Genomic DNA, 21190 nt, shown 5'->3' with positions numbered 1-21190 from the left:
CGGACGCCTTGGCCGACACCGTCGGTGATGCCCTGGACAACGCACTCATGAAATCCCGGAGCGGCCGTTGCGCAACCCAGCCGATCAAGCCCCTTCGGCCCGGCGCAATGGACGATCTTGATCGTGAATCAGTCCGCCAGGAGTTTCTTCACGTTCGGATCCGCCCTCCAGCCTAACTGCCCCCTTCCGACCGGATGGAAACGGACTGTTCACCCATTCCATCGATCCACACCATCGGCAACGCGTGATTGACCGGCACCAGTTATATCGGCATGATCGCCGCAAGGGAACTCCGCGGTTGCGACGGATGCCGGCTGCCTGCTCTCCCTCTGAAAAGGCAGGAAATCTGATGTCGCATCGGATTCTTGGTTCCGATCGGCTGCCGGACGAGAACGGCGGCCGATCCGTTGGCCCACGCGGGCAGAGACGCGCCCTGCGACGGACGCAATTCGGCGGCCACCGTCTCGCGGGAGCGCCTTCATCGCCGGCTGGAGAATTCGTCCGCAACGGTGATGGACTGATTCACTCGACACGTCACGGGATGGCATATGGACGAGATCATCGGCGCTCTCCTCTCCGAGGATGTCGCCTCGCGGGATGTGACGGGTCTGCGCCTGCCTGACCACTACCGGGGCAATGCGGTGCTCCGGGAGAACACCTCGATATTCGAGGGCATGGACTCAAAGGAGAAGGATCCTCGTAAATCCCTCCGGGTACAGGAGATCCCGACGCCGCGGCCGGGACCCGGTGAGGCCCTGATCGCCGTAATGGCGAGTGCCATCAACTACAACACGGTATGGTCCTCGATCTTCGAGCCGATACCCACCTTCAGGTTCCTGGAAAGCTACGGACGCCTCAGCGAGCAGGCCAGACGCCACGACCAGCCCTACCACGTGCTGGGCTCCGACCTGGCAGGCGTGGTGCTGCGCACCGGGCCCGGCGTGAACCGGTGGCGCCCCGGCGACCGGGTCGTGGCGCACTGTCTGTCCGTCGAGCTGGAGAGCCCCGACGGCCACGACGACACGCTGCTCGACCCCGAGCAGCGCATCTGGGGCTTCGAGACCAACTTCGGCGGCCTCGCCGAATTGGCGCTAGTGAAGTCCAACCAGCTGATGCCCAAACCGGAGCATCTGACCTGGGAGGAGGCCGCCTCTCCGGGGCTGGTCAATTCAACCGCCTACCGACAGCTGGTCTCCCGCAACGGCGCACAGCTGAAGCAGGGTGACAACGTGCTGATCTGGGGCGCGAGCGGCGGGCTCGGTTCGTACGCCACCCAACTGGCGCTCGCCGGGGGCGCGAACCCCATATGTGTGGTCTCGTCGCCGCAGAAGGCGGCCATCTGCCACTCCATGGGGGCCGAGGCGGTCATCGACCGCAACGCCGAGGGCTTTCGGTTCTGGAAGGACGAACGCTCCCAGGACCCCAAGGAGTGGAAGCGGTTCGGCAAGCGCGTTCGGGAGCTCACCGGCGGCGAGGACGCCGACATCGTCTTCGAGCACCCGGGCCGGGAGACGTTCGGCGCGTCGGTGTACGTGACGCGCAAGGGCGGCACGGTGGTCACCTGCGCGTCCACGTCCGGGTACATGCACGAGTTCGACAACCGCTATCTGTGGATGTCGCTGAAGCGCATCGTAGGCTCGCACTTCGCCAACTACCGGGAGGCATGGGAGGCCAACCGGCTCGTCGCCAAAGGCAAGGTCCACCCGACTCTGTCGAAGGTCTACCCGCTGGAGGAGGCTGCGCAGGGGGCGTACGAGGTCCACGCCAACCTTCACCAGGGCAAGGTCGGCATCCTCTGCCTGGCCCCGCAGGAGGGCCTCGGTGTGCGCGACCACGAACTGCGTGCCCGGCACGTCGACGCCATCAATCGCTTCCGAGAGCAGAAGGACTGAGGACCGCCATGACGACCGATCAGTACGCACTCGGCAGCGATCTGCAACCGCCCACCGGCGATCCGCGACCCGTCACCGGCATCGTCGGCCTCGGCACGGTCGGCGAGGCATTTCTGCGCCTGGCCATCCGGGCCGGCCATCGCATCGTGGCCGTTGACACCGACCTCGACGTCCTTGTCCGGGTCGGCAACCACCTCAAGACCCTCGCCGAGGACGCGGTGGAGCCGCCGGTCGTCCTCACGGACGACATGGCGGAGCTCGCGGACGCCACCGTGGTGATCGAGGCCGTCTCCGACGACCTGGCCGTCAAGACGGACGTTCTGCGTCGTATCGGCGAAGTTTCGGGGGCCCCGGTGCTCACGACGACCTCCGCTCTCTCCATCCCGCAGCTCGCCATCGTGTCCGGTCGGCCGGAGTCGGTCTCGGGCCTGCGCTTCCTCGTTCCTCCCTGCCCCGGAGGGGCGGTGGAGCCGGCGCCCACAACGCTGACTTCCCCGTCCACCGTGGATGTCGCGGACGCGCTGATCGCCGAACTGGGCCTGACCCGGGTCGAGATCGGCGCCGGACCGGCCGAGGACGCCACCGCGCTCGTGATGGCCTATCTGAACCAGTCCGTGGCCTTCCTGGACGCCGGTCACTCCACCCGCGACGACATCGACACCGCGATGCGGCTCGGCTGCGGTCTGCCGACCGGGCCGTTGCAACTGCTGGACACCCTCGGGCTGGACACGGCCCACGCAACCCTGACGGCCCTGCACGAGCGCACGGGCGACGCCTCCTTCGCCCCCGCTCCGCTGTTGACCCGTCTGGTCGAATCCGGGCGCCTGGGACGGAAGACCGCCGCGGGCTTGTACACCTACGACGGCGAGGGCGGAACGTCACGGGACACGCCCGTGGGCCACACCGCCCCCGTCGGGCGCCCGGTGCATACGGTCGCGGTCCTGGGCTCCGGTGTCATGGCGCGCGGCATCGCGGAGGTCACGGCGACCGCGGGGCATCCCACCGTGCTGGTGGCGCGCAGCCCGGAGAAGGCCGAGATCGCCCTCGCGGCGATCTCCGACTCTCTGACCCGCGCCGTCCGCCGAGGCCGAATGACCCCTGGGCAGAAGGCCGCGGCCCTGCCGTTGCTCAGCTCTGCCACGGACCTGGAAGCCGCCGCGGACTGCGATCTGATCGTCGAGGCGGTGGCGGAGGACCTCGACGTCAAGCGCCAGCTCTTCACCCGGCTTGGCGCGTCGGCCAAACCGGAAGCCATCCTGGCGACCACCACGTCCAGCCTGTCTGTGACCGCCTGCGCGGAGGCTGCCGGGCGGCCTGCCGATGTCGTCGGCATGCACTTCTTCAACCCGGCGCCCGTCATGCGACTCGTCGAACTGGTCCGTGCCGACGGCACCTGCGACGAGGCACTGGCCGGCGCCCGGGCCTTCGCGACCGGGCTGGGGAAGACCACGGTCGCCTGTCCCGACCGAGCCGGCTTCATCGTCAACTGCCTGCTCTTTCCCTACCTCGTCGCGGCGGTCGATCTGCTGCAACGCCCCGGCACCGACATCGAGGCCATCGACACCGCCGTCCAGAACGGCTACGGCTACCCCATGGGTCCCTTCGCCCTCCTTGACACGATCGGGCTGGACGTCTCTCTGGCCATTCAGCACCGCCTGTACGACCAATTGGACCGCCCGGAGCAGAAACCGGCCGCCCTCCTGGAGAACTTTGTCGCCGACGGCGCACTGGGCCGCAAGAACCAGAGAGGCTTCCGCACGGCCGGCCAACGCTCCGGACGGTGATGGGCGGCTTGCCGTACAGGGCCGCTGAGCTCCCGACGGTCCGGCCGCAGTCGGGCCTCGGAAGCTCAGCGCAGTGGTGTCGTGCCTGACGTCATGCCGTCGGCGAACCACCCGGCGCGCAAGGACGAGGCCGTCGCCGGTCGGGCTGCCGGGGCCGCGTCGTCGTGCGTGGTCCGGGGCCGACGGGACGGACCCGGGGACCGACCGCGGCATCTCCCCGTTGACCTGGTGCGGCACGAGGCGCACAGCCTCCCGGCCCGACCCCGAACGCGTCGGGGGTGCCTGCGACCGTCTCCGGCAGCTCCCGCTCCACGAGCCCCCGTACTGAGCGCCCTGCGTACGGGAGCTGCGATCGCCTTGGGCCAGGGTCTTCTCCGAGGCGGGCGGCGCCGTGCTGCCGCCGCAGTGACACCGATCAGGCGACGGGTCCCGGTCACAGCGATCAGAAAGTCATCCGCTTATGCCGTGTGCCGGGTTATGCCGACTGCGGCGGCGACAGCATGACGAGCTGTGTGCCTGCTTCGGAGTGGTCGGCATAACCCGTGTCCTCCAACTCAAAGTGTCTGGAGGAACGCCAGCAGGTTGTCCGGAGCAGTGAAACGTCCGGGGGTGCTGCCGGCGGGAGCCGTGCGCGCGAGCGCTCGTTCTTTGATGCTCATGTCGGCGTGCAGATAGATTTGCGTGGTTTCGGTTGATTCGTGGCCGAGCCAGAGGGCGATCACGGAGACGTCAACTCCCGCGTGAAGGAGTGCCATCGCGGTGCTGTGCCGCAGGGTGTGGGGGGTGACGTGCTTGTCGGCCAGCGACGGGCAGGTGACTGCGGCGGTCCGGGTGTGCTTGGTGACGAGGTGTTCGACGGCATCCCGGCTGAGCGGGGTGCCGCGGCGGCTCGGGAACAGCGGATCGCCTCGCTCGCCGCCTCGTTCCTTCAGCCAGGTCTTGAGCACCTTGACGGTGTCGCTGGTCAGCGGGGTGCACCGGTCCTTGCGTCCCTTGCCGTGGCAGCGCAGGTGAGGGCCGGAGCCCAGATGGACGTCCTGGAGCGTGAGCCGAGTCATCTCGCTGACCCGCAGTCCGGTGTGGATACCGGTCAGGAGCAGGGCGTGATCGCGCCGTCCGGTCCATGTGGTGCGGTCCGGTGCCGCGACCAGGGCGTCGGTCTCCGTGGTGGTCAGGTAGTTGACGATGGCCCGGTCGAAGCGTTTGGGCGGGATCGCCAGCACCCGCTGGATCACCGCCGCGTGCTCGGGCGCCCGTAGGGCCGCGTAGCGGAAGAACGAACGGATCGCGGCGAGCCGGATGTTGCGGGTCGCCGCGGTGTTGCCGCGGACGGTTTCCAGGTGCTGGAGGAACGCGCCGATCGTCGGTGCGTCCAGGTCGGCGATGCTCAAGCGGGTCGGCCGGCGGCCGGTGCGCTGCTCGACGAAGCCGAGCAGGAGAGTGAAGGTGTCGCGGTAGGCCGCGATGGTGTGCGGGCTGGCCTGGAGCGGGAGCATCAGCTTGTCGGTGAAGAAGCCCTGCAGCAGGGGTGCAAGGTCGCTCATGGCCGGCCTCCGAAGCTGTGCTCCAGACGGACCGCGGCCAGGGACAACAGTTCCGGTGAGCCGGAGAGATACCAGTAGGTGGACTTCGGGTCGGCGTGACCGAGATAGGTGGTCAGCAGCGGGAGCTTCGCCTGCACGTCCGCGCCGTCGCGGTACCACTCCAGCAAGGTCGTGGTCGCGAAAGTGTGCCTCAGATCGTGCAAACGGGGCCTGCGGCGGCCCTCACTTGCGGTGATATCCGCCGCGGACAGCAGCTGGACGAAGGTGCGCGGGAGGTTGTGGGAGTCGAGTCGGGTGCCGCGGGTGGAGACCAGGAAGGCCGCCGTGCTCGGGGCGGGCCGCTGGAGATCGCGCTCCCGGGCATACCTCCGCAGTGCCGTGATGGTGCTGGCATGTACCGGAACCTGCCTCGACTTGCCGAACTTGGTCTCCCTCACGGTGAGAAGACCGCCAGCAAGGTCGACGTCGGTGCGGTCCAGACCGCAGGCTTCCGGACGTGCGCAGGCCGCTCACGGCCAGCAGGCCGATGAAGGTGTGCCAGGTGCGGGCCCGGAAGGCCGGACTCAGGGCACTCGTCGCCGCGAGCAAGCGGGCCAGTTCGGCGGGGGTGAACAGGTGCGGGGTGATGCGCCGGTAGTGGTGCGGCAGGGCATCATCGGGCGGAATCTCGGTCGCCGGTTCCAGGGCCTTGAGGTGCCGGGCGAAGATCCTCACGACCATCAGCCGCCTGCTCCAGTGCACTTCATCGCTGCTGCGAGGCGTACTCGTCGCCCAGGCGAGCGCGGCTCGGGTGGTCAGGACGGTGTTGCCCGTGTGTTCCAGGTAGCTGATGAAACTCATCAGCTTCTCGCCGAAGGTGGTCAGCTTGAATCCCAGCCGTCGGCGCATGGCCAGGTACTCCTGCGCGTGCTGTCGAAGCGTGGTCACCGTGCACCGCCTTCCGGCCACGGCTGGGCCAGGGACCGGAGGGCTTCATGGTCGACTTTCGCGTAGATGGTGGTGCTCAACTGGCTGCGATGACGGAGCACTTGGCCCACTTCAGGCAGCGGCGCCCCGGCCCGCAGGATGGTGGTGGCCAGACTGTGGCGGAGCCGGTGGGAGCCCAGTCGCGGCAGTCCCGCCCTCTCGCAGGCCCGCCCCATGATCGCTCGGATACAGGCTCCGGTGAGCGCCTGACAGGGAGCCCGGGCGGTGAGAAACACGGCCGTGGCCGAACACCTGGGGCGGTCTTTCATCAGGTACTCCGAGAGCGCCTCGCCGACCTCGGCTGTCAGCGGCAGCCGCTCGACGCGGGAGCCCTTGCCCCGCACTGCGATCTCCCCCGCATGCCAGTCGATGTCGCTCAGCTGGAGGGCGGCGACTTCCGAGCCGCGCAACCCGAGACGGGCGAGCACCGTCAGTACCGCCTTTTCCCGCCGCCCCGCCGTGGACTCCGGGTCCGGTGCGGACAGCAGCGCGGACACCTGCTGTGATTCCAGTCCGCGAGGCAAAGAACCAAGCCGCCAGCCCGCCACCGCGGGAACCGACCCGGTCAGCGGCACCGGGATCCGGCCGTCCACGTGCAGGTAACGCAGCAGCGATCGGACCGCAGTCACCAGGGCTTTCGCCGACCAAACACTCTCGGCGTCCGCAGCGTGCCGCACCATGAACGCGGTCACCTGCGCGGCATCCAGCCGAGCCAGCGAGTCGTCCAGCGGATCCGGCAGCGCAACAAGGAACTTGCGGGCCTGGCCGCAGTAGCAGCGGACCGACTCAGCCGCCAAACCCCGCTCCCCGCGCAGGTAGGCGCCGTAGTCCGCCAGCACCTCCTGCACCGCGTCGCCGTCGACCTCGTCCGGAACCGGAACCGCGCCGACGTGCCGCAGCACCTTGATCACCGCCCCCAGAGACCGCCGGGCCACCGGCTCGGAGGAGCACACTGCCCGCCGGAAGGCCAGGAACTCTTCCACCCTCGTCGGCGCCAGTCCGGCCGCGACGAGCTCACGCCGATCCATCCACAGGCTCAGGCGCCGCATCATGTGCACCGCGTCCCTCACCGACGACTCCGCATACCCCCGGGACGACAACTCCGTACACACCAGCGACTCGTACGCGGCCAACGGCCCCGTCATAACCAGCGGCACCGGCCCACGGCGCCGCCCTCCGATCACATCCATGATCCTCTCCTGTCTGCAGGCAACTCGCCCGTACAGACAGGGATATGGGCCCCCTCGTACGAAGGCCGCCGGTTATGCTGAAGCTTTCGAAACCAGACCCCAGATCCGTCATGCTGTCGCCGCCGCAGTCGGCATAACCCGGCACACGGCATAAGCGGACCTATGCCGAACTCGGCATAGATCCGCATACCGGAACAACCGGTAGTTGGGCAGCTTCCGACGCCGTCGCCCGGCCCGCTCCGCCTGAGTGGACCGCGGCCCGCCCGGTCCGGCCGCGATGAACTCGTCAGGGACGGACAGAGCGATGTTCGACGGCAGCGGTGACAGAATCCCTCCCTACGGAGTTCCGCTGTCGGTCTCCCTGGGCAGGCCACCTTCGGTGAGGATGCCCGCTTTCAGGAACGCTTTCACCAGGTCAAGGCCGCGCCGGTCTCCGACCCGCTGACGCACACGGTCCATCAGGGCCGTGTGGTCGATCGAGTCGAAACACGCCTCAATGTCACCCTCCACCATCCACTCATACGAGTTCTTGGCGAAGTGGTGCGCTTCGGCGAGCGCGTCATGAGCCCGGCGCTTCGGACGGAACCCGTAGGAGCACGGGAGGAAGTCCGCCTCGAAGATCGGCTCCAACACCAACTTCAGGGACGCCTGGACCACCCGGTCCCGCACGGTCGGAATGCCCAGCCGACGACGCTTGGCCGTCCCCGGCTTGGGGATCATCCTTTCCCGCACAGGAAGCGGACGAAAGGCACGGCCCTTCATATCGGACCGCACCTCGTCGAGAAATACCCCGACGCCTTGCCCGTCCTCCACGGAGCGGGCTGTCTGCCCGTCCACCCCGGCCGAACGAGCGCCCCTGTTGCCCCGCACCCGACCCCACGCAACTAGCAAGAACGCAGGATCGGCAACGAGATTGAACAGGTCATCAAACCGACGACCACGATCATCGGTCGCCCAGCAGTACAGCTTGGTCTGCATTTCCAGTACCCGGCGTTCGTCCTTGAGCAGCGCGAACTCCAGCGCGTCGGTATTCACCAGCGGCCTCCGGGCATTGCACTACGGGGCCTCCGCCCCACCTGCGGACCTCAGCCGGCAACGAGCCTGCCCTCCGTCGCCGGACCGGCTGTCCGAAAAGAAGGGCGACCGCAGGTAGTTCCCACGTTCACCAAGTGCCGATCGGCCAGTTCGGCGTCCCGCTACTACCCCGGCAGCTTCGCCACGCCTACGCCGTAGGCTTTCAGCGTGGCCTCCCCACCGGCAGTTGGAGACCGGCTTCGAAGTTGACCACCCGCCGAAACATGTGTGGTCACGCACTGCTTCCCGGGCTCATATCCGCCAGATTTGAGCCTGGTGACAAGACTTACGGGGCTTTACACGGGTTCCTCTTCGCACGCCTTCTGGCCTTGCTTGCCGAACCCGGCGCGTCTGGCAGTGCCGCACCGTCCCGGCGTTGTCAGGGCTGCTTTCCATCCTCCCCAGCGCTCCCCGGATCAGACTGCCCTCAGCTTCTACCCGGCCGCTGCGACGGCCCGGCGGTGGAGGTCTCGCACCCCCACCCGGTCGCATGGCGCCTCGTGCCGCACCCACCCGTTCTTGCGCTCGACCGGCGCCACCAGCGCCTTCACATAGGCCATCGCCATCCGGCGCGGCTCGACCCCCCGAAGACACCCGCCAAAGAGGCGAAGAAGTCATCGAACCAGCCCGCCCAGATCTGTACAGCCCGCTCCGCACTCACACACAGGTCAACGCATCACACGGTTACCGGACACGGACACGAGTCACGGCTGTAGTACCGGCACCGGACTGGCGCCCACCCCACCATGACAACATTACGCATTAAACGTCAGTAATCGGCACGTATACTTCCTGGGCCGTCATGCGGAGGGCTCTCACGAAGTCACACGCACGCTGACTCGGCGGACTCTGCCGTAGTATCAGCACGCCTATGGACAGCTGCGGGAGGGCGTCGGTAATTTCCACCGCGGAGATTCGACCTCCGTCCGGTGTGCCCGGCGACGGGCGTCTGTGATGGGTGAGCATGAATCCGACGCCGGCCCCCACCAAAGCGCGCATCGCCTCCAGCCCGGTTGTGGAAATAACTTCGGGCATGGGGATTTCGGATTTTCTGAAGGCGCTCTCGATGTACGCGTAAATGCGATTGGGGGAAGGCGTGTCTGCCATCAGGAGCGAATCGCTCTTGAAATCAGCCAACGAGGCCGTCCTCGAATCGGCCAACGGGTGGCTCTGCTCGATTAGTGCGTACAGCTTAGGCCTGACTATTTCCGTGAATCTGGTCTCCTCCGATAAGTTAAAACTATGGGTTACGGCCAGTTCGCATGTGCCGTTCAATAGCAGGTCTACCGGTGTGTGGGCGTCATGGACGTTTACCGTCAGGTAGGGATGGGAAGCCGTGGCTCGGGAGATGGCTCTCGGCATCAAGCAGGAGGTGATCGAGTAGTAGGATGCGATGTCGAGGCGCCCTCCGGACTCGCTCTGGAGCTTGCTGCTGAGGTGCTTCAGGGCCTGGGCCTGCCTCAGGATCTCCCGTGCGTCGTCGATGAGCAACTTGCCTGCCGGGCTCAGGCTGACTCCTTTGGCGCGGTGCCGCACGAGTAATTGGTTCTCCAGCTGCCGTTCCAGCCGCTGAATTGCGGCGGACACCGCGGACTGGGACGCGTGGAGGCGTTCGGCGGCTTCGGATATGTTTCCGGTCTCGGCTATGGTAACGAAGTAGAGAAGCTGCGTGAGGCTGAACTCTGGCCGACGATCCACTGAAGTGGTCCTTCCTTCCTCGGAGCTTGACCGCCGCTTGTCCGTGACGCAGAGGGACGCGGCTTCCACAGACATCCTTGAAGCTTCAAGCTGCATCTTATGTCCACTGGAGGAGTATCCTTCCCCTGTTCGTTAACCTTTGATCTTTGCCCGAAGCGGGCTGAAGGGCGAGCTTCGCCCGGGCTCCGATATGGCATCCCCCGGAGCCGACCCCCACCAGGTCAATCCCACGGTCGCTGTGCGGAGAGCCGAGCCACTTAGTAGGGTCGGGGACTGGCGCGGTGCTGATGCTCCATTTCCAGTCCCCGCCGCTTCAAACCGTGCATGCAGTTCTCCCGCACACGGCTTTCCGACATCGTTTCACCGGCTGGCATGCGCCGTCGCTCTGTGCACGTTTCCGGTAAGACGGTAGACACCGAGCCGGGTGATCCACCCATAGGTAAACCGGGTGGCCCAGTTCCTGCCCGCGAGTCTGTGTTTCGCGCTGGCGAAAATCGCCAGCCGCTCGTGGACGTGGCCGTCGACCACGTTGAACTTGCCCTGAGTTACCGTTACGGAAGTACGTGGCCCAGCCCCGCAGCACGGGGTTGAGATCAGCTACCACGGCGGATACCGGCCGCTCAGTCTTCGAACGAGCGGTCGCCGCGTGGACTTTGTCCCGCAGCACCCGCATCGCTCTGGCCGAGGGCCAGCGTTGCAAGTAGTACCTGCCCCGCCATTTCCACGATTCCGTCTTCCGGTGGTGGAAGCCGAGGAAATCGAATCCCTGCCCGCCTCGGGTGAGGCAGACGATGCCGGTCTTCTCGGGGTGCAAGCGCATACCTAGTTGTCCAAGCACTCCTGCCGCCAATTCACGGGCTTCTTCTGCCCGTTGTCTGGTCGGCGACAGCACTACGAAATTATCGCAGTACCTCACCAGTGTCCCCAGCCGACGGCCTTGGTTCTGCCACGCCTCATCGAGAACGTGCAGCGCGATATTCGCCAGCAACGGGGAAATCGGTGAACCCTGCGGGGTTCCCGCCCCGGTTGGGGAGGTCACCCCGCCCTCCAGAACTCCCATTCGAAGCCGAGCCCGGATCAGTTTCAACATCGGCCGGTCCACCACGTGTTGGGCCACCTGGGCCATAAACGCCTCATGGTCGATCGTGCCGAAGCAGTCCTGGATATCGGCCTCGAGTACCCACTCCCTCCGCTGGTTCGCGGCGACCCGCACGGCTTCGCACGCGTCGATCGCGGATCGTTTGGGCCGGAATCCGTAGCTCGCCTCGGTGAACTGCGCCTCGAATACCGGTTCCAGGACCAGTTTCGCAGCCGTCATCACCCTCCGGTCTGCCACGGTGGGGATCGAAAGCGGCCGGAACTCCCCCGGCCGTCCCGGTTTGGGAATCTGGACCCGCCGCAGCACCGACGGACGATACGCATAAGTCCGCAGTTTCTCCGATAGGTCCTGGAGGAATGCATCCACCCCCGAGGCCGCCACCGCGTCAACGGTCATGCCGTCCACGCCGGGGGCACCCTGGTTTGCACACACGCCGGCCCATGCCCGCCTGAGAACGTCCATGCGGTGGACATGGCTATACAGGGCGTGAAACCGGCGTTCGGGTTCTTGCTTGGCACAGCGGTAAAGCGTCCGTTGCAGGGCTCGGACCTTGTCCAAAGGACGGCTACCCGGTCCAGCGGCGCCTTCCTCCCGGCGGATGGATCTAGCCGAAACGGCACTCATCCGGATCCCTCCCTGTTCGCGAAACGCAACGATGAAGCAGGGGCCCTTCGCTCCCAGCGGGTTGTGTTGTCCCACCGATACCCCACTACTACGACCCCCTCCGACTGCCTCTCGACAACCCGCCATTTTCCCGGTTCTGCCGGCTATAGGAAAGCCACGTTTCCCGGGGCCCGACCTTCCCGCCTGGCAGCAGGACACAGACGCCGACTTCTTCGAGGCCATCGAGAAGGACGCGAGCTGAGCGTGCACTCCCTGCCGCGATGACAGGCTTGGTGCACGCCGAGCGACGAGGCACCCGACTTGGCGCACAACCAGGAGACGCGGCAGTGATCTCGGAGCAGTCCTGGGCGGGTGCCCAACTTCTATGGGACTGACCAGCTGGACGCCACGTGGAGGTCCGCCCATCGGGTGATTCTGTGGAGGTGATGGGATACGCCGTGCCGCATGGAGAGGGCGGCGATGATGCCGGTCCCGCGGCCGTGTTCCTCATGTTCCGCAGGGTGCGGGCTGTCGGGTGATCGGCGCGGCCGGGCTAGGGGCCCAGCGTCTGTGACCTCGATGCGGAGGCCGCGACGGCCGCCGACCACGGGCATCGACAGCCGCAGCACTGCTGGGGGCAGTGCGTGGGCAATCGCGTTGGTGATCAGTTCCGAGATCACCAGGATGGCGTCGTCTGCTGTCTCCGTGGGCAGGGCCCAGTGGCCCAGGACCCTGCGTGCGCGGCGGCGCACGACGGAGACGCCCTCGGGGATGTGCGGCAGCGGGCAGATGTGCTCGGTCCGCGGGAGCAGGTCCACGTCGGTGTCGGACCTGGGCATGGCCGGGGTGGTCATCCTCGGCCACCTCCACTCGTCTCGGATCCTCATGGCTGGCCGGGCGCCGGGTTATTCGGCGGTGGCGAGGATGTCGGCCAGCGCCGTGACGGCCTGTTCTGCGTCGGGGCCTTCGGCGCGGACGGTCACGGTGCTTCCGGCTGTGGCGCCCAGGCCCATCACGGCGAGGACGCCGGTGGGGTTGACGGTCCGGCCGCTGTGTTCCAGCTGTATTGCGCTGGTGTACTCGGCTGCGGCGCGGGCGAGTTGGCCTGCGGGGCGGGCGTGCAGGTTGGCGGGCAGGACGACGGAGGTTTCGTGACTCGCCGTGGTGGTGGCGGTCGTGGTGGTGGCGTCAGAGCTTGGGGACATTGCGGGCCTCCTTGGCGGCGTTGGCGACGGTCTTGAGATCGCCGCCGGATGCGGCGGTGACGACGGCTGCGACGGCTCCTTCGACGAAGGGTGCGTCGACGATCGTTACGTCGGTGCGGGGATGGTCTTCCAGGACGGTGCGGGCGGTGAGGACGGAGCTGCCGAGGTCGGGAAGGACGACGACGCCGGCTCCGCGATCGGCATCCCGGATCGCGGCGAGAACGAGGTCGTAGCTGGTGCCGATCCGGCCTTCGGCGGTCCCCCCGGCGGTGGCGACGGCGACGTTATCGGAGCCGATCTGCTCGACCAGCAGGCGAAGTCCTGCGGCGAGCTCGGCGCTGTGGGACACGAGTACGATGCCGACAGATGCGCTCATGAACAGCATGTTAAATCACGGAACATTGTTCATCAATACTGAACGAGGAGAATTCTTCGATGGTGCAAGCGGTTCATCGGGCGGTGCAGATCTTGCGGGATCTCGCATCCACTGGGCCCCGGCTTGGTGTGACCGAGCTGGCCGACCGCTTGGGCGTGGCCAAGCCCACCGTCCATGCGCTGCTGCGCACGCTGGAGCGCGAGGGGCTGGTGGTGCAGGACCGGGACAGCTCCAAGTACCAGCTCGGCCCGGACCTGGTACAGCTGGGCAACGCCTACTTGGACACCCAGGAGCTGCGGACCCGCTCACTGACCTGGGCGGACCAGCTCGCCACCCGGACGAACGAGGCGGTGTGGGTGGCCGTGCTCACCGGCGACCATGTCCTGGTGGTGCACCACGCCTTCCGGCCCGAGGGTGCCGTGCAGATCCTCGAGGTGGGAGCCAGCATCCCGTGGAACACCTGCGCCCTGGGCAAGGCCGTCGTGGCCTTCGCTCCGGCGGCCGTGGGTGAGCGGCTGCTCGCGGGCGACCGGGCAGTGCTCACCGGCGCCAGCATCACCGACCGGGAGGAGCTGGCCGGCCAGCTGAAGGAGATCCTCAGGACGGGGTACGCGATCGAGGATCAGGAGTCCGCCATCGGGGACGCGGGCATCGCATCCCCTGTCTTCGACCGTTCCGGCGAGGTGGTCGGCGCCATCGGCATTGTCGGCCCTGTCGAGCGCCTACTGGCCGAATCAGCACGCCAGGAGCTGGCCGTCGCGGTCCGGGAGACCGCCCGCAACCTCTCCCGCGACCTGGGCGCCCCCCGCGGGGTAGCCCGCATCGCAAGCACCTGACGCGTAAATAGATGCAGGTCAGGGTGGGGGTGGGCAGTACTGGGTGCCCGGTGGCCGTGGGTCGCCGGGTGTTCGGGGCTGTTGGTCAGGCGGCGTCTTCCCGTGGATTGAGGGTGACGGTGTAGCCGAGCTGGTTGAGTGCGGTGATCGCGCGGCGGGTGGCGCGTTCGGGGTCGCGGTGGGCGAAGTAGGTGCCGCCGAGTTCCTGGTAGGGGACGCTGTCGGTGAGCATGTGCCAGATCGCGGTGATGATCGAGTGCTCGACGGCGACCAGGGCCCGCAGTGGGCCGCGGCGGGCGGTCAGACGCTTGTAGCGGGCCTGCAGATAGGTGTCCTTGGTTCTCACCGCGCCGAACGCCGCCAGCCCGAGGGCGCCTTTGAGATACGGGTTGCCGGGGCGGACCTTCGTGTTCTTGGTGCGGCCGGCGGACTCGTGGTGGCCGGGGCAGACCCCGGCCCAGGACGCGAGGTGCTTGGCCGTCGCGAAGCGGTTCATGTCGCCGCCGGTTTCCGCGATGATCACTTCGGCCACGGCCCGGTTGACGCCGGGGATGGTGTCGAGCAGGTCGAGGGCGGGCTGGAAGGGGGCCATCGCCTCCTCGATACGCGTATCCAGCTGCCCGATCGCGCCGGTGAGGTGGTCGTACTGGTCCAGATACAGCCTGGCCAGGAATGCATGGTGGTGCCGGAACCGGCCGGTCAGGGCCTCGGTCAGCTCGGGGATCTTGCCGCGCATGCGTCGTTTGGCCAGTTCGGCCAGGGCCTGCGGGTCACATTCCCCGGCGATGAGGGCCTCCAGCATGGCCCGTCCGGAGACGCCCATGATGTCGGCGGCGACCGCGGCAAGTTTGATGCCGGTGTCCTCAAGGAGTTTCTCCACGCGTTGGACGATCTGTCCGCGCTCGCGGGTCATCTGGGTGCGGGCCCGGGTCAGATCCCGCAGTTCGCGCACCGGCTGCGGCGGCACGAACGAGGGCCTCACCAGACCGTGGGCACCGAGCTGGGCCGGCCAGGCCGCGTCCGAGACGTCCGTCTTGCGGCCAGGCAGGTTCTTGACCTGCCGCGCGTTGACCAGGATCACGTCCAGGTCCTCAACGAGTAGGCAGTAGAAGGGCTTCCAGTAGTCCGAGGTCGCTTCGATCACGACGAGTGTGACCTCGGCGGTGAGTAGGTGGTCCCGCAGGGCCAGTACCGCGTTCGTCGTCGAGCCCCAGGTCGTGGTCTCGGTGGTGAAAGAGCCGCGCCGTTTCGTACTCGGGGTGCGCACGCACGCCTTGGCGTCCTTCTTGCTGATGTCCAAACCCGCGCAGCGTTCGTGCAGCACGTCCATGACCTTGCTCCTCCCCGGTCAACGGCCAGACGGTCCGCCGTTCCGGGAGGGCCAGGGTGAAACAGGAATTCTGACGCCCGTGCTCACAGCAACACTCCACGGTGCCCGTGGAAGGCCCCCAGCACCACGCTGACCTGCGAGCTCACCGGCATCACAGAAGCCTCGGTTTCGGCCGGAACGAACCCCACCAGCGTCCCGGACCGAGACCAGCCCACGTCAGGGCAGACAGAAGCACCTCCGGCGCGCGCCACGGCATTTACCACGCCCCCGGCGCGCACCGAAGGTGCGCTGAGTCGCTGACCTACACACTCCGCATCCACCTGCAGCTCGGCTGCGGCGCCCGCCTTCCCGCTCCCCGGCACCTGTACCCAGGCCCCACGGCGCATCGCCGTGGGGCCTTTCCCGTGTCCGTAGTGCCCGACAGTCGCCGAACCTCTTGACAGGTCTGAAACGCGGGCTTAACTTCCGGAACAACGTTCATCCATAGTGAACGTCTTGCCGGATTCCGCTGGTTATCCGGTTCCCCTGAGCCGGCCGCCAGGTGCCCGACCCCTGACCACCTGGCGGCCACCTCCCTTCATAGCCCGCTCCACGCGGAGGAGGTGAGACGCCCAAGCTGCCGCTCGGCGCTGGGCGCCATCATGGAAGAAAACTCTTACTCACAGAAGCTTGTGGCCGAGATGCTGGGCACCGCGGTGCTGGTGTTCATCGGTGTCGGTTCGGTCCCCGCGACGCTCATCGTCGGCGGCGACGCCCCGTTCACCATGGCGCAGCTGGGAATGATCTCGCTGGCCTTCGCCACCGCGGTCATCGCGATGGTCTATGCGATCGGCCATATCTCCGGCTGCCAGATCAACCCGGCCATCACCCTGGCCCTGGCGGCCACGAAGAAGATGCCCTGGCGGGACGTCCCCGGCTACATCGCGGCCCAGGTGGCCGGTGCGGTGCTGGGGGCGCTCGCGATCGTGGGGGTGCTGGGGAAGAAGGCGGTCGATGTCGGCCTCGGTATCGCCGCCTACGGCACCGGTGTCGGCGCGGGGCAGGCCTTCTTCGCCGAAGCCATCGGCACGTTCATCCTCGCGTTCATCGTCTTCGGGGCCATCGACCGGCGCGCGGCCGGCGGCTTCGCGGGCCTGGCCATCGGCCTCGGCGTGTTCGCGATCATCATTCCGGTGGCGCCCGCCACCGCGGCGTCCATCAACCCGGCCAGGACGCTCGGCCCGATGATCACCGGCGAGCTCTTCAACGGCACGGTCCACTGGGACCAGCTGCCCGTCTACCTGGCCGCCGAGGTGATCGGCGCCCTCGCCGCCGGCGTCCTCTACACCGCCCTCAACGCCCACCGCAAGGCCGCCGCTGTAAATGGGGCTGAGAGCCAGGCCGCCCAGCCCGCCACTGCCGAAGGAGCCCTGTCGTGAAGAAGCTCATCAACGCTCCCGAGGCGGTGCTGGATGAGGCCCTGGCCGGCATCGCCGCCGCTCACCCGGAGCTGAAGGTCGACGCGGAGAACAAGGTGATCACCCGCGCGGGCGGCACCAGACCGGACAAGGTCGCACTCATCTCCGGCGGCGGTTCCGGGCACGAGCCGCTGCACGGCGGCTTCGTGGGACTCGGCATGCTGGACGCCGCCTGTCCTGGGGAGGTGTTCACCTCGCCCGTGCCCGGCCAGATGCTTGCCGCGGCCCAGGCCGTCAACGGCGGCTCCGGCGTGCTGTTCATCGTGAAGAACTACACCGGTGACGTCCTCAACTTCCAGATGGCCGCCGAACTGGCCGCCGAGGAAGGCATCACGGTGGAGACCGTGCTGGTCGACGACGACGTCGCCGTCCAGGACTCCACCTGGACCGCCGGGCGCCGGGGCACCGGCGCCACCGTCTTCGTCGAGAAGATCGCCGGCGCTCTCGCCGAGCAGGGCGCCGACCTCGCCGCCGTCGCCGAGATGGCCAAGCGGGTCAACGCCGCCTCCCGGTCCTTCGCCGTGGCACTGACCGCCTGTACCACCCCGGCCTCCGGCAAGCCGGGCTTCGACCTGCCCGAGGACGAGATGGAGGTCGGCGTCGGCATCCATGGCGAGCCCGGCCGCCGCAGGGAGAAGCTCCGCTCCGCCAAGGAGATCGTGGCCACCGCCCTGGACGCCATCCTCGCCGACCAGCCGCTCGCCGCCGGCGAGGAGACCATCGTCATGGTCAACGGGCTGGGCGGCACCCCGCTCATCGAGTTGTATGTGGTCTTCAACGAGGTCGCGGCCGCCCTGGCGGACAAGGGCGTGGTCATCGCCCGCAATCTTGTTGGGAACTATGTGACCAGCCTGGATATGGCCGGTGTTTCCATCACCGTGTGCAAGGCCGACGCCGACATGCTGTCCCTGTGGGACGCACCTGTGAACACCCCAGCCGTGCGCTGGGGCGCCTGAACCGAGCCGGGGGCGGGGCCGCGCGATACGCGAGGGCCGGGCGGGAGCCTTCCCGATCCAGCTCACCCGACCGCCCCCCCGCATCCGCCCCCGCCCCCGGCTCGCCCAACCGTGAACCCGCCACGCACCAACCATGAACGGAGATTCCGTGGACACCGACCTCGCCCGCACGTGGGTGCGGGCCATCGCCGCCGCCGTCGACAAGCACAAGGACCACCTCACCCAGCTCGACTCGGCCATCGGCGACGCCGACCACGGCGTCAACATGAAACGCGGCTTCTCCGCCGTCACCACGGCCCTGGCCGACTACGAGCCGGACACCGTCGGGGCCGTGCTGGTCAAGACGGGCACCACACTCATCTCCAGCGTCGGGGGTGCCTCCGGCCCGCTCTACGGCGGCGCGTTCCGCGCCATGGGCAAGGCCCTTGACGCACCCACCGCCGACACGCAGCAGTTCGCCACCGCACTCGCCGCCGGCCTGGAGAGTGTCCAGAAGCTCGGCGCGGCCGCACCCGGCGACAAGACCATGATCGACGCCTACGCTCCCGCACTGGCAGCCTTCCAGCAGCACGCGGGCGCCGGAGCCGACTTCGCCGCCGCGGCCGGGGCCGCCGCCGACGCTGCCGAAGAGGGTATGCGCGCGACCACTCCCATGCAGGCGCGCAAGGGCCGGGCCTCCTATCTCGGTGCCCGCAGCATCGGCCACCAGGACCCAGGGGCCACCTCCACCGCCCTGATCTTCCGCGCACTCGCCGAGACGGTGGTGGCCCGATGACCAACCGCCACACCTACGCCGGGCATACCGCCGCACCCGGCATAGCCCTGGGGTTCCTCCACCGCACCGACCGCTCGCCCAGCACAACCGCGCTCCCCCACCGCACCGGTGGCGACGCCGCACAGCAGATCACCGACGCCTTCGACGCCGTCGCCCACCGCCACAACCGCCAGGTATCCGTCTGCGGCGACGCCGCCGCAGACCCCCTCGTTACCCCCCTGCTCATCGGCCTCGGCTGCGACATCCTCTCCGTAGCACCAGCCGCCGTCGACGAAGTACGCGCCCGCATCCGCCGCCTGCGCCATGACACCTGCGCCTCCCTGGCGGCCATCGCCCTCACCCGCGAAACCCCCGAAGAGGTCTGGCGACTCGTCGAGCAGTGCTGCCAGCCGTCGCTGCCCTGACTCGAGCCGCGCACATGGCGCGATCAGTCGAGCATGGGCAGGTCCGACCGGACCGGCCCATCAAAGGACCTGTGTGACGCGCAAGATGACGCCCTGACAAATCCTACTGATACATACCATTTGATGGATTTCTGCTGATGTTCTTATCCAGTCGAGAAGGGGCCTGAACCGTGAAGAAGCTCATCAACTCGCCCGATGAGGTGCTCGCCGACGCTCTCGTCGGCGTGGCCGCAGCGCACCCCTCACTGGTGGTCGACACGTCCGACCGCTACATCGTCCGCGCGGGCGGGCCGACCGCTGGGAAGGTCGGCCTGGTGTCAGGTGGCGGGTCCGGGCACGAGCCGCTGCACGGCGGGTTCGTCGGGTACGGGATGCTGGATGCGGCCTGTCCCGGTGAGGTGTTCACCTCTCCCGTACCGGACCAGATACTCGCCGCCACGCGGGCCGTTGACGGCGGGGCGGGGGTGCTGCACATCGTGAAGAACTACACCGGCGACGTGCTGAACTTCCAGATGGCCGCCGATTTGGCCGCCGACGACGGCGTGCGGGTGGAGGGCGTCGTGGTCAATGACGATGTCGCCGTGGAGAACAGTACGTGGACGGCGGGCCGGCGGGGTACCGGGGCGACCGTGTTCGTGGAGAAGATCGTCGGTGCGGCTGCCGAGCTTGGCGCGGACCTGGCCTCGGCTGCGGCTTGGGGCCGGGAGGTCAACGACCGGTCCCGTTCGTTCGGGGTGGCGCTCACGCCGTGCACGGTGCCCGCGGCGGGCAAGCCCGGTTTCGAGCTGGGCGAGGACGAGATCGAGCTGGGCGTCGGCATCCACGGCGAGCCCGGTCGCGCCCGCAGCAGGCTCGTCTCCGCCAAGGAGATCGTCGCTGTCGCGTTGGACGCCATCCACGCCGACATGCCGCTCTCAGGCGAAGTGCTCGTGATGGTCAACGGCCTGGGTGGCACCCCGCTTCTTGAGCTGTACGTGGTGTATGCCGCGGTTGCCGAGTGGCTCGCCGACCATGGCGTGTGGATCACCCGCAACCTGGTCGGCAACTACATCACCAGCCTGGACATGGCCGGTTGCACGATCACGGTGTGCCGGCTCACGCCGCAGCTCACCTATCTGTGGGATGCCCCCGTAGAGACCCCCGCACTGCGCTGGGGACGCTGAACGGCCTCGGACACCACGACGGACACCACGAGGGAGAAGGACGACAATGGACGCGAGCATGTTCCGGGCCTGGATCCACGAGGCGGCCCGACTGGTGGTCGATAACACCGATCATCTGACCCGCCTCGACTCCGCTGTCGGCGACGCCGACCACGGCATCAACATGCGCCGTGGCCTGCAGGCGGCGGTGGCCATGCTGGACGAAACCAACCCGTCCACCCCCGGAGCGGTGCTCGCCACCGTCGGCCGGGCACTGATCAGCAAGACCGGCGGCGCCTCGGGACCGCTGTACGGCACCGGTTTCCGGCAGGCCGCGGGGACCCTGGGCGAGGAACCCGACGTGTCTGCGGCACAACTCGGGGCGGCGTTGGCAGCTGCCCTCACCGGCATCCAGCGGATCGGCGCGGCACTCGAGGGCGACAAGACGATGATCGACGCCCTCGGCCCGGCCGTGACCGCCTACCAGGCCGTCATCGACACCGGCGGCGACCTGAGCAACGCCACCCGCGCGGCATACGACGCCGCCGTGCGGGGCCTGAAGCAGACCGTCGCCATGCAGGCCCGGAAGGGCCGCGCGAGCTATCTCGGCGCCCGCACCATCGGTCACGAGGACCCCGGCGCGGCGTCGACCGTGCTCATTCTGTCCGCCCTTGCGACTGTCACCGCGGCAAGCAAGCGGCCAGGCGCAGGGACGGCGTCATGAACGTGGTGTCCGACCGGTGGGCCGACACGAGAGCGTCTCCCGGCACGGCCCTCGCGGCGTCGTGGCGGGTCGAGCGACCGTGACCCGCTGGTATCTGGTCCTCGACCGCCTACCCCCCGCTCGTACCTGGCTATG

At 67.9% G+C, this 21190-nt stretch carries 19 protein-coding genes and 1 pseudogene; 9 read left to right on the top strand and 11 right to left on the bottom strand.

Translation table 11 applies throughout. The features are described 5' to 3' along the window. The first annotated feature begins 548 nt into the window (after positions 1-548). Positions 549-1892, top strand: a complete 1344-nt coding sequence (ccrA, locus tag OG966_RS39475; RefSeq protein WP_326654937.1) for a crotonyl-CoA carboxylase/reductase — start codon at positions 549-551, stop codon at positions 1890-1892. Positions 1893-1900: 8 nt separating this feature from the next. Continuing rightward, positions 1901-3676: a 3-hydroxyacyl-CoA dehydrogenase family protein gene (locus tag OG966_RS39470; protein WP_326654936.1), complete on the top strand. Its 1776-nt coding sequence runs from the start codon at positions 1901-1903 to the stop codon at positions 3674-3676. Positions 3677-4230: 554 nt separating this feature from the next. On the opposite strand, the gene OG966_RS39465 is transcribed toward OG966_RS39470, so the two are convergent. From OG966_RS39465 to dhaM, 10 genes and pseudogenes are all read right to left on the bottom strand, one after another. Then, the gene (locus tag OG966_RS39465) at positions 4231-5220 is read right to left on the bottom strand and encodes a tyrosine-type recombinase/integrase (protein WP_326654935.1); all 990 of its coding nucleotides are present in this window, start codon (positions 5218-5220) and stop codon (positions 4231-4233) included. Then, on the bottom strand, positions 5217-5699 hold the full coding sequence (locus tag OG966_RS39460) for a tyrosine-type recombinase/integrase (protein WP_326655547.1): 483 nt from the start codon (positions 5697-5699) through the stop codon (positions 5217-5219). Before OG966_RS39460 ends, OG966_RS39465 begins: the two co-directional genes overlap by 4 nt. Before the next feature lie 444 nt (positions 5700-6143). Beyond that, positions 6144-7376 carry a site-specific integrase gene (locus OG966_RS39455; protein WP_326654934.1) on the bottom strand — a complete coding sequence of 411 codons (1233 nt, stop codon included), beginning with the start codon at positions 7374-7376 and terminating at the stop codon, positions 6144-6146. A 336-nt stretch (positions 7377-7712) separates the two neighbouring features. Continuing rightward, the gene (locus OG966_RS39450) at positions 7713-8411 is read right to left on the bottom strand and encodes a reverse transcriptase domain-containing protein (RefSeq protein ID WP_326654933.1); all 699 of its coding nucleotides are present in this window, start codon (positions 8409-8411) and stop codon (positions 7713-7715) included. Positions 8412-8929: 518 nt separating this feature from the next. After that, a pseudogene (locus OG966_RS41060) lies at positions 8930-9111 on the bottom strand (IS701 family transposase); the annotation flags it as partial. Positions 9112-9212: 101 nt separating this feature from the next. Continuing rightward, positions 9213-10223 carry a LysR family transcriptional regulator gene (locus OG966_RS39445; RefSeq protein WP_326654932.1) on the bottom strand — a complete coding sequence of 337 codons (1011 nt, stop codon included), beginning with the start codon at positions 10221-10223 and terminating at the stop codon, positions 9213-9215. A 238-nt stretch (positions 10224-10461) separates the two neighbouring features. Beyond that, the gene (ltrA, locus tag OG966_RS39440; RefSeq protein ID WP_326654931.1) at positions 10462-11709 is read right to left on the bottom strand and encodes a group II intron reverse transcriptase/maturase; all 1248 of its coding nucleotides are present in this window, start codon (positions 11707-11709) and stop codon (positions 10462-10464) included. Positions 11710-12233: 524 nt separating this feature from the next. Further along, positions 12234-12704 carry an ATP-binding protein gene (locus tag OG966_RS39435; protein WP_326654930.1) on the bottom strand — a complete coding sequence of 157 codons (471 nt, stop codon included), beginning with the start codon at positions 12702-12704 and terminating at the stop codon, positions 12234-12236. 51 nt (positions 12705-12755) lie between these two features. After that, entirely contained in the window at positions 12756-13055 is a 300-nt protein-coding gene (locus tag OG966_RS39430; RefSeq protein WP_326654929.1) for an HPr family phosphocarrier protein, read from the bottom strand. Next, positions 13039-13431, bottom strand: coding sequence for a dihydroxyacetone kinase phosphoryl donor subunit DhaM (gene dhaM / locus OG966_RS39425; protein ID WP_326654928.1), 393 nt, complete (start codon positions 13429-13431; stop codon positions 13039-13041). Before dhaM ends, OG966_RS39430 begins: the two co-directional genes overlap by 17 nt. A 59-nt stretch (positions 13432-13490) precedes the next feature. On the opposite strand from dhaM, the gene OG966_RS39420 reads away from it, so the two are divergent. After that, on the top strand, positions 13491-14267 hold the full coding sequence (locus tag OG966_RS39420; protein ID WP_326654927.1) for an IclR family transcriptional regulator: 777 nt from the start codon (positions 13491-13493) through the stop codon (positions 14265-14267). Positions 14268-14352: 85 nt separating this feature from the next. Here the strand turns inward: OG966_RS39420 and OG966_RS39415 are convergent, their stop codons facing one another. Next, positions 14353-15597 carry an IS110 family transposase gene (locus OG966_RS39415; RefSeq protein WP_326654926.1) on the bottom strand — a complete coding sequence of 415 codons (1245 nt, stop codon included), beginning with the start codon at positions 15595-15597 and terminating at the stop codon, positions 14353-14355. 641 nt (positions 15598-16238) lie between these two features. On the opposite strand from OG966_RS39415, the gene OG966_RS39410 reads away from it, so the two are divergent. The 6 genes from OG966_RS39410 (at position 16239) to dhaL (OG966_RS39385) (ending at position 21055) form a co-directional block, all read left to right on the top strand. After that, entirely contained in the window at positions 16239-17015 is a 777-nt protein-coding gene (locus OG966_RS39410) for an MIP/aquaporin family protein (RefSeq protein ID WP_326651866.1), read from the top strand. Further along, positions 17012-18010, top strand: a complete 999-nt coding sequence (gene dhaK, locus OG966_RS39405) for a dihydroxyacetone kinase subunit DhaK (protein ID WP_326651868.1) — start codon at positions 17012-17014, stop codon at positions 18008-18010. Before OG966_RS39410 ends, dhaK (OG966_RS39405) begins: the two co-directional genes overlap by 4 nt. 133 nt (positions 18011-18143) lie before the next feature. Then, positions 18144-18785 (top strand): dihydroxyacetone kinase subunit DhaL, encoded by a 642-nt coding sequence (gene dhaL / locus OG966_RS39400; RefSeq protein ID WP_326651869.1) that lies wholly within the window; start codon positions 18144-18146, stop codon positions 18783-18785. Beyond that, on the top strand, positions 18782-19189 hold the full coding sequence (locus OG966_RS39395) for a putative PEP-binding protein (protein ID WP_326654925.1): 408 nt from the start codon (positions 18782-18784) through the stop codon (positions 19187-19189). The genes dhaL (OG966_RS39400) and OG966_RS39395 overlap by 4 nt, the downstream gene beginning before the upstream one ends. A 170-nt stretch (positions 19190-19359) precedes the next feature. Next, complete coding sequence (gene dhaK / locus OG966_RS39390) at positions 19360-20352, top strand: dihydroxyacetone kinase subunit DhaK (protein ID WP_326651873.1); 993 nt, start codon at positions 19360-19362, stop codon at positions 20350-20352. A 46-nt stretch (positions 20353-20398) separates the two neighbouring features. Beyond that, on the top strand, positions 20399-21055 hold the full coding sequence (dhaL, locus tag OG966_RS39385; RefSeq protein WP_326651875.1) for a dihydroxyacetone kinase subunit DhaL: 657 nt from the start codon (positions 20399-20401) through the stop codon (positions 21053-21055). The last annotated feature ends 135 nt before the right edge of the window (positions 21056-21190 follow it).

This window comes from Streptomyces sp. NBC_01750, from assembly GCF_035918095.1.
In the GTDB taxonomy this organism is placed as follows: Bacteria; Actinomycetota; Actinomycetes; order Streptomycetales; family Streptomycetaceae; genus Streptomyces.
This window is presented reverse-complemented; position numbering and strand designations above follow the sequence as displayed.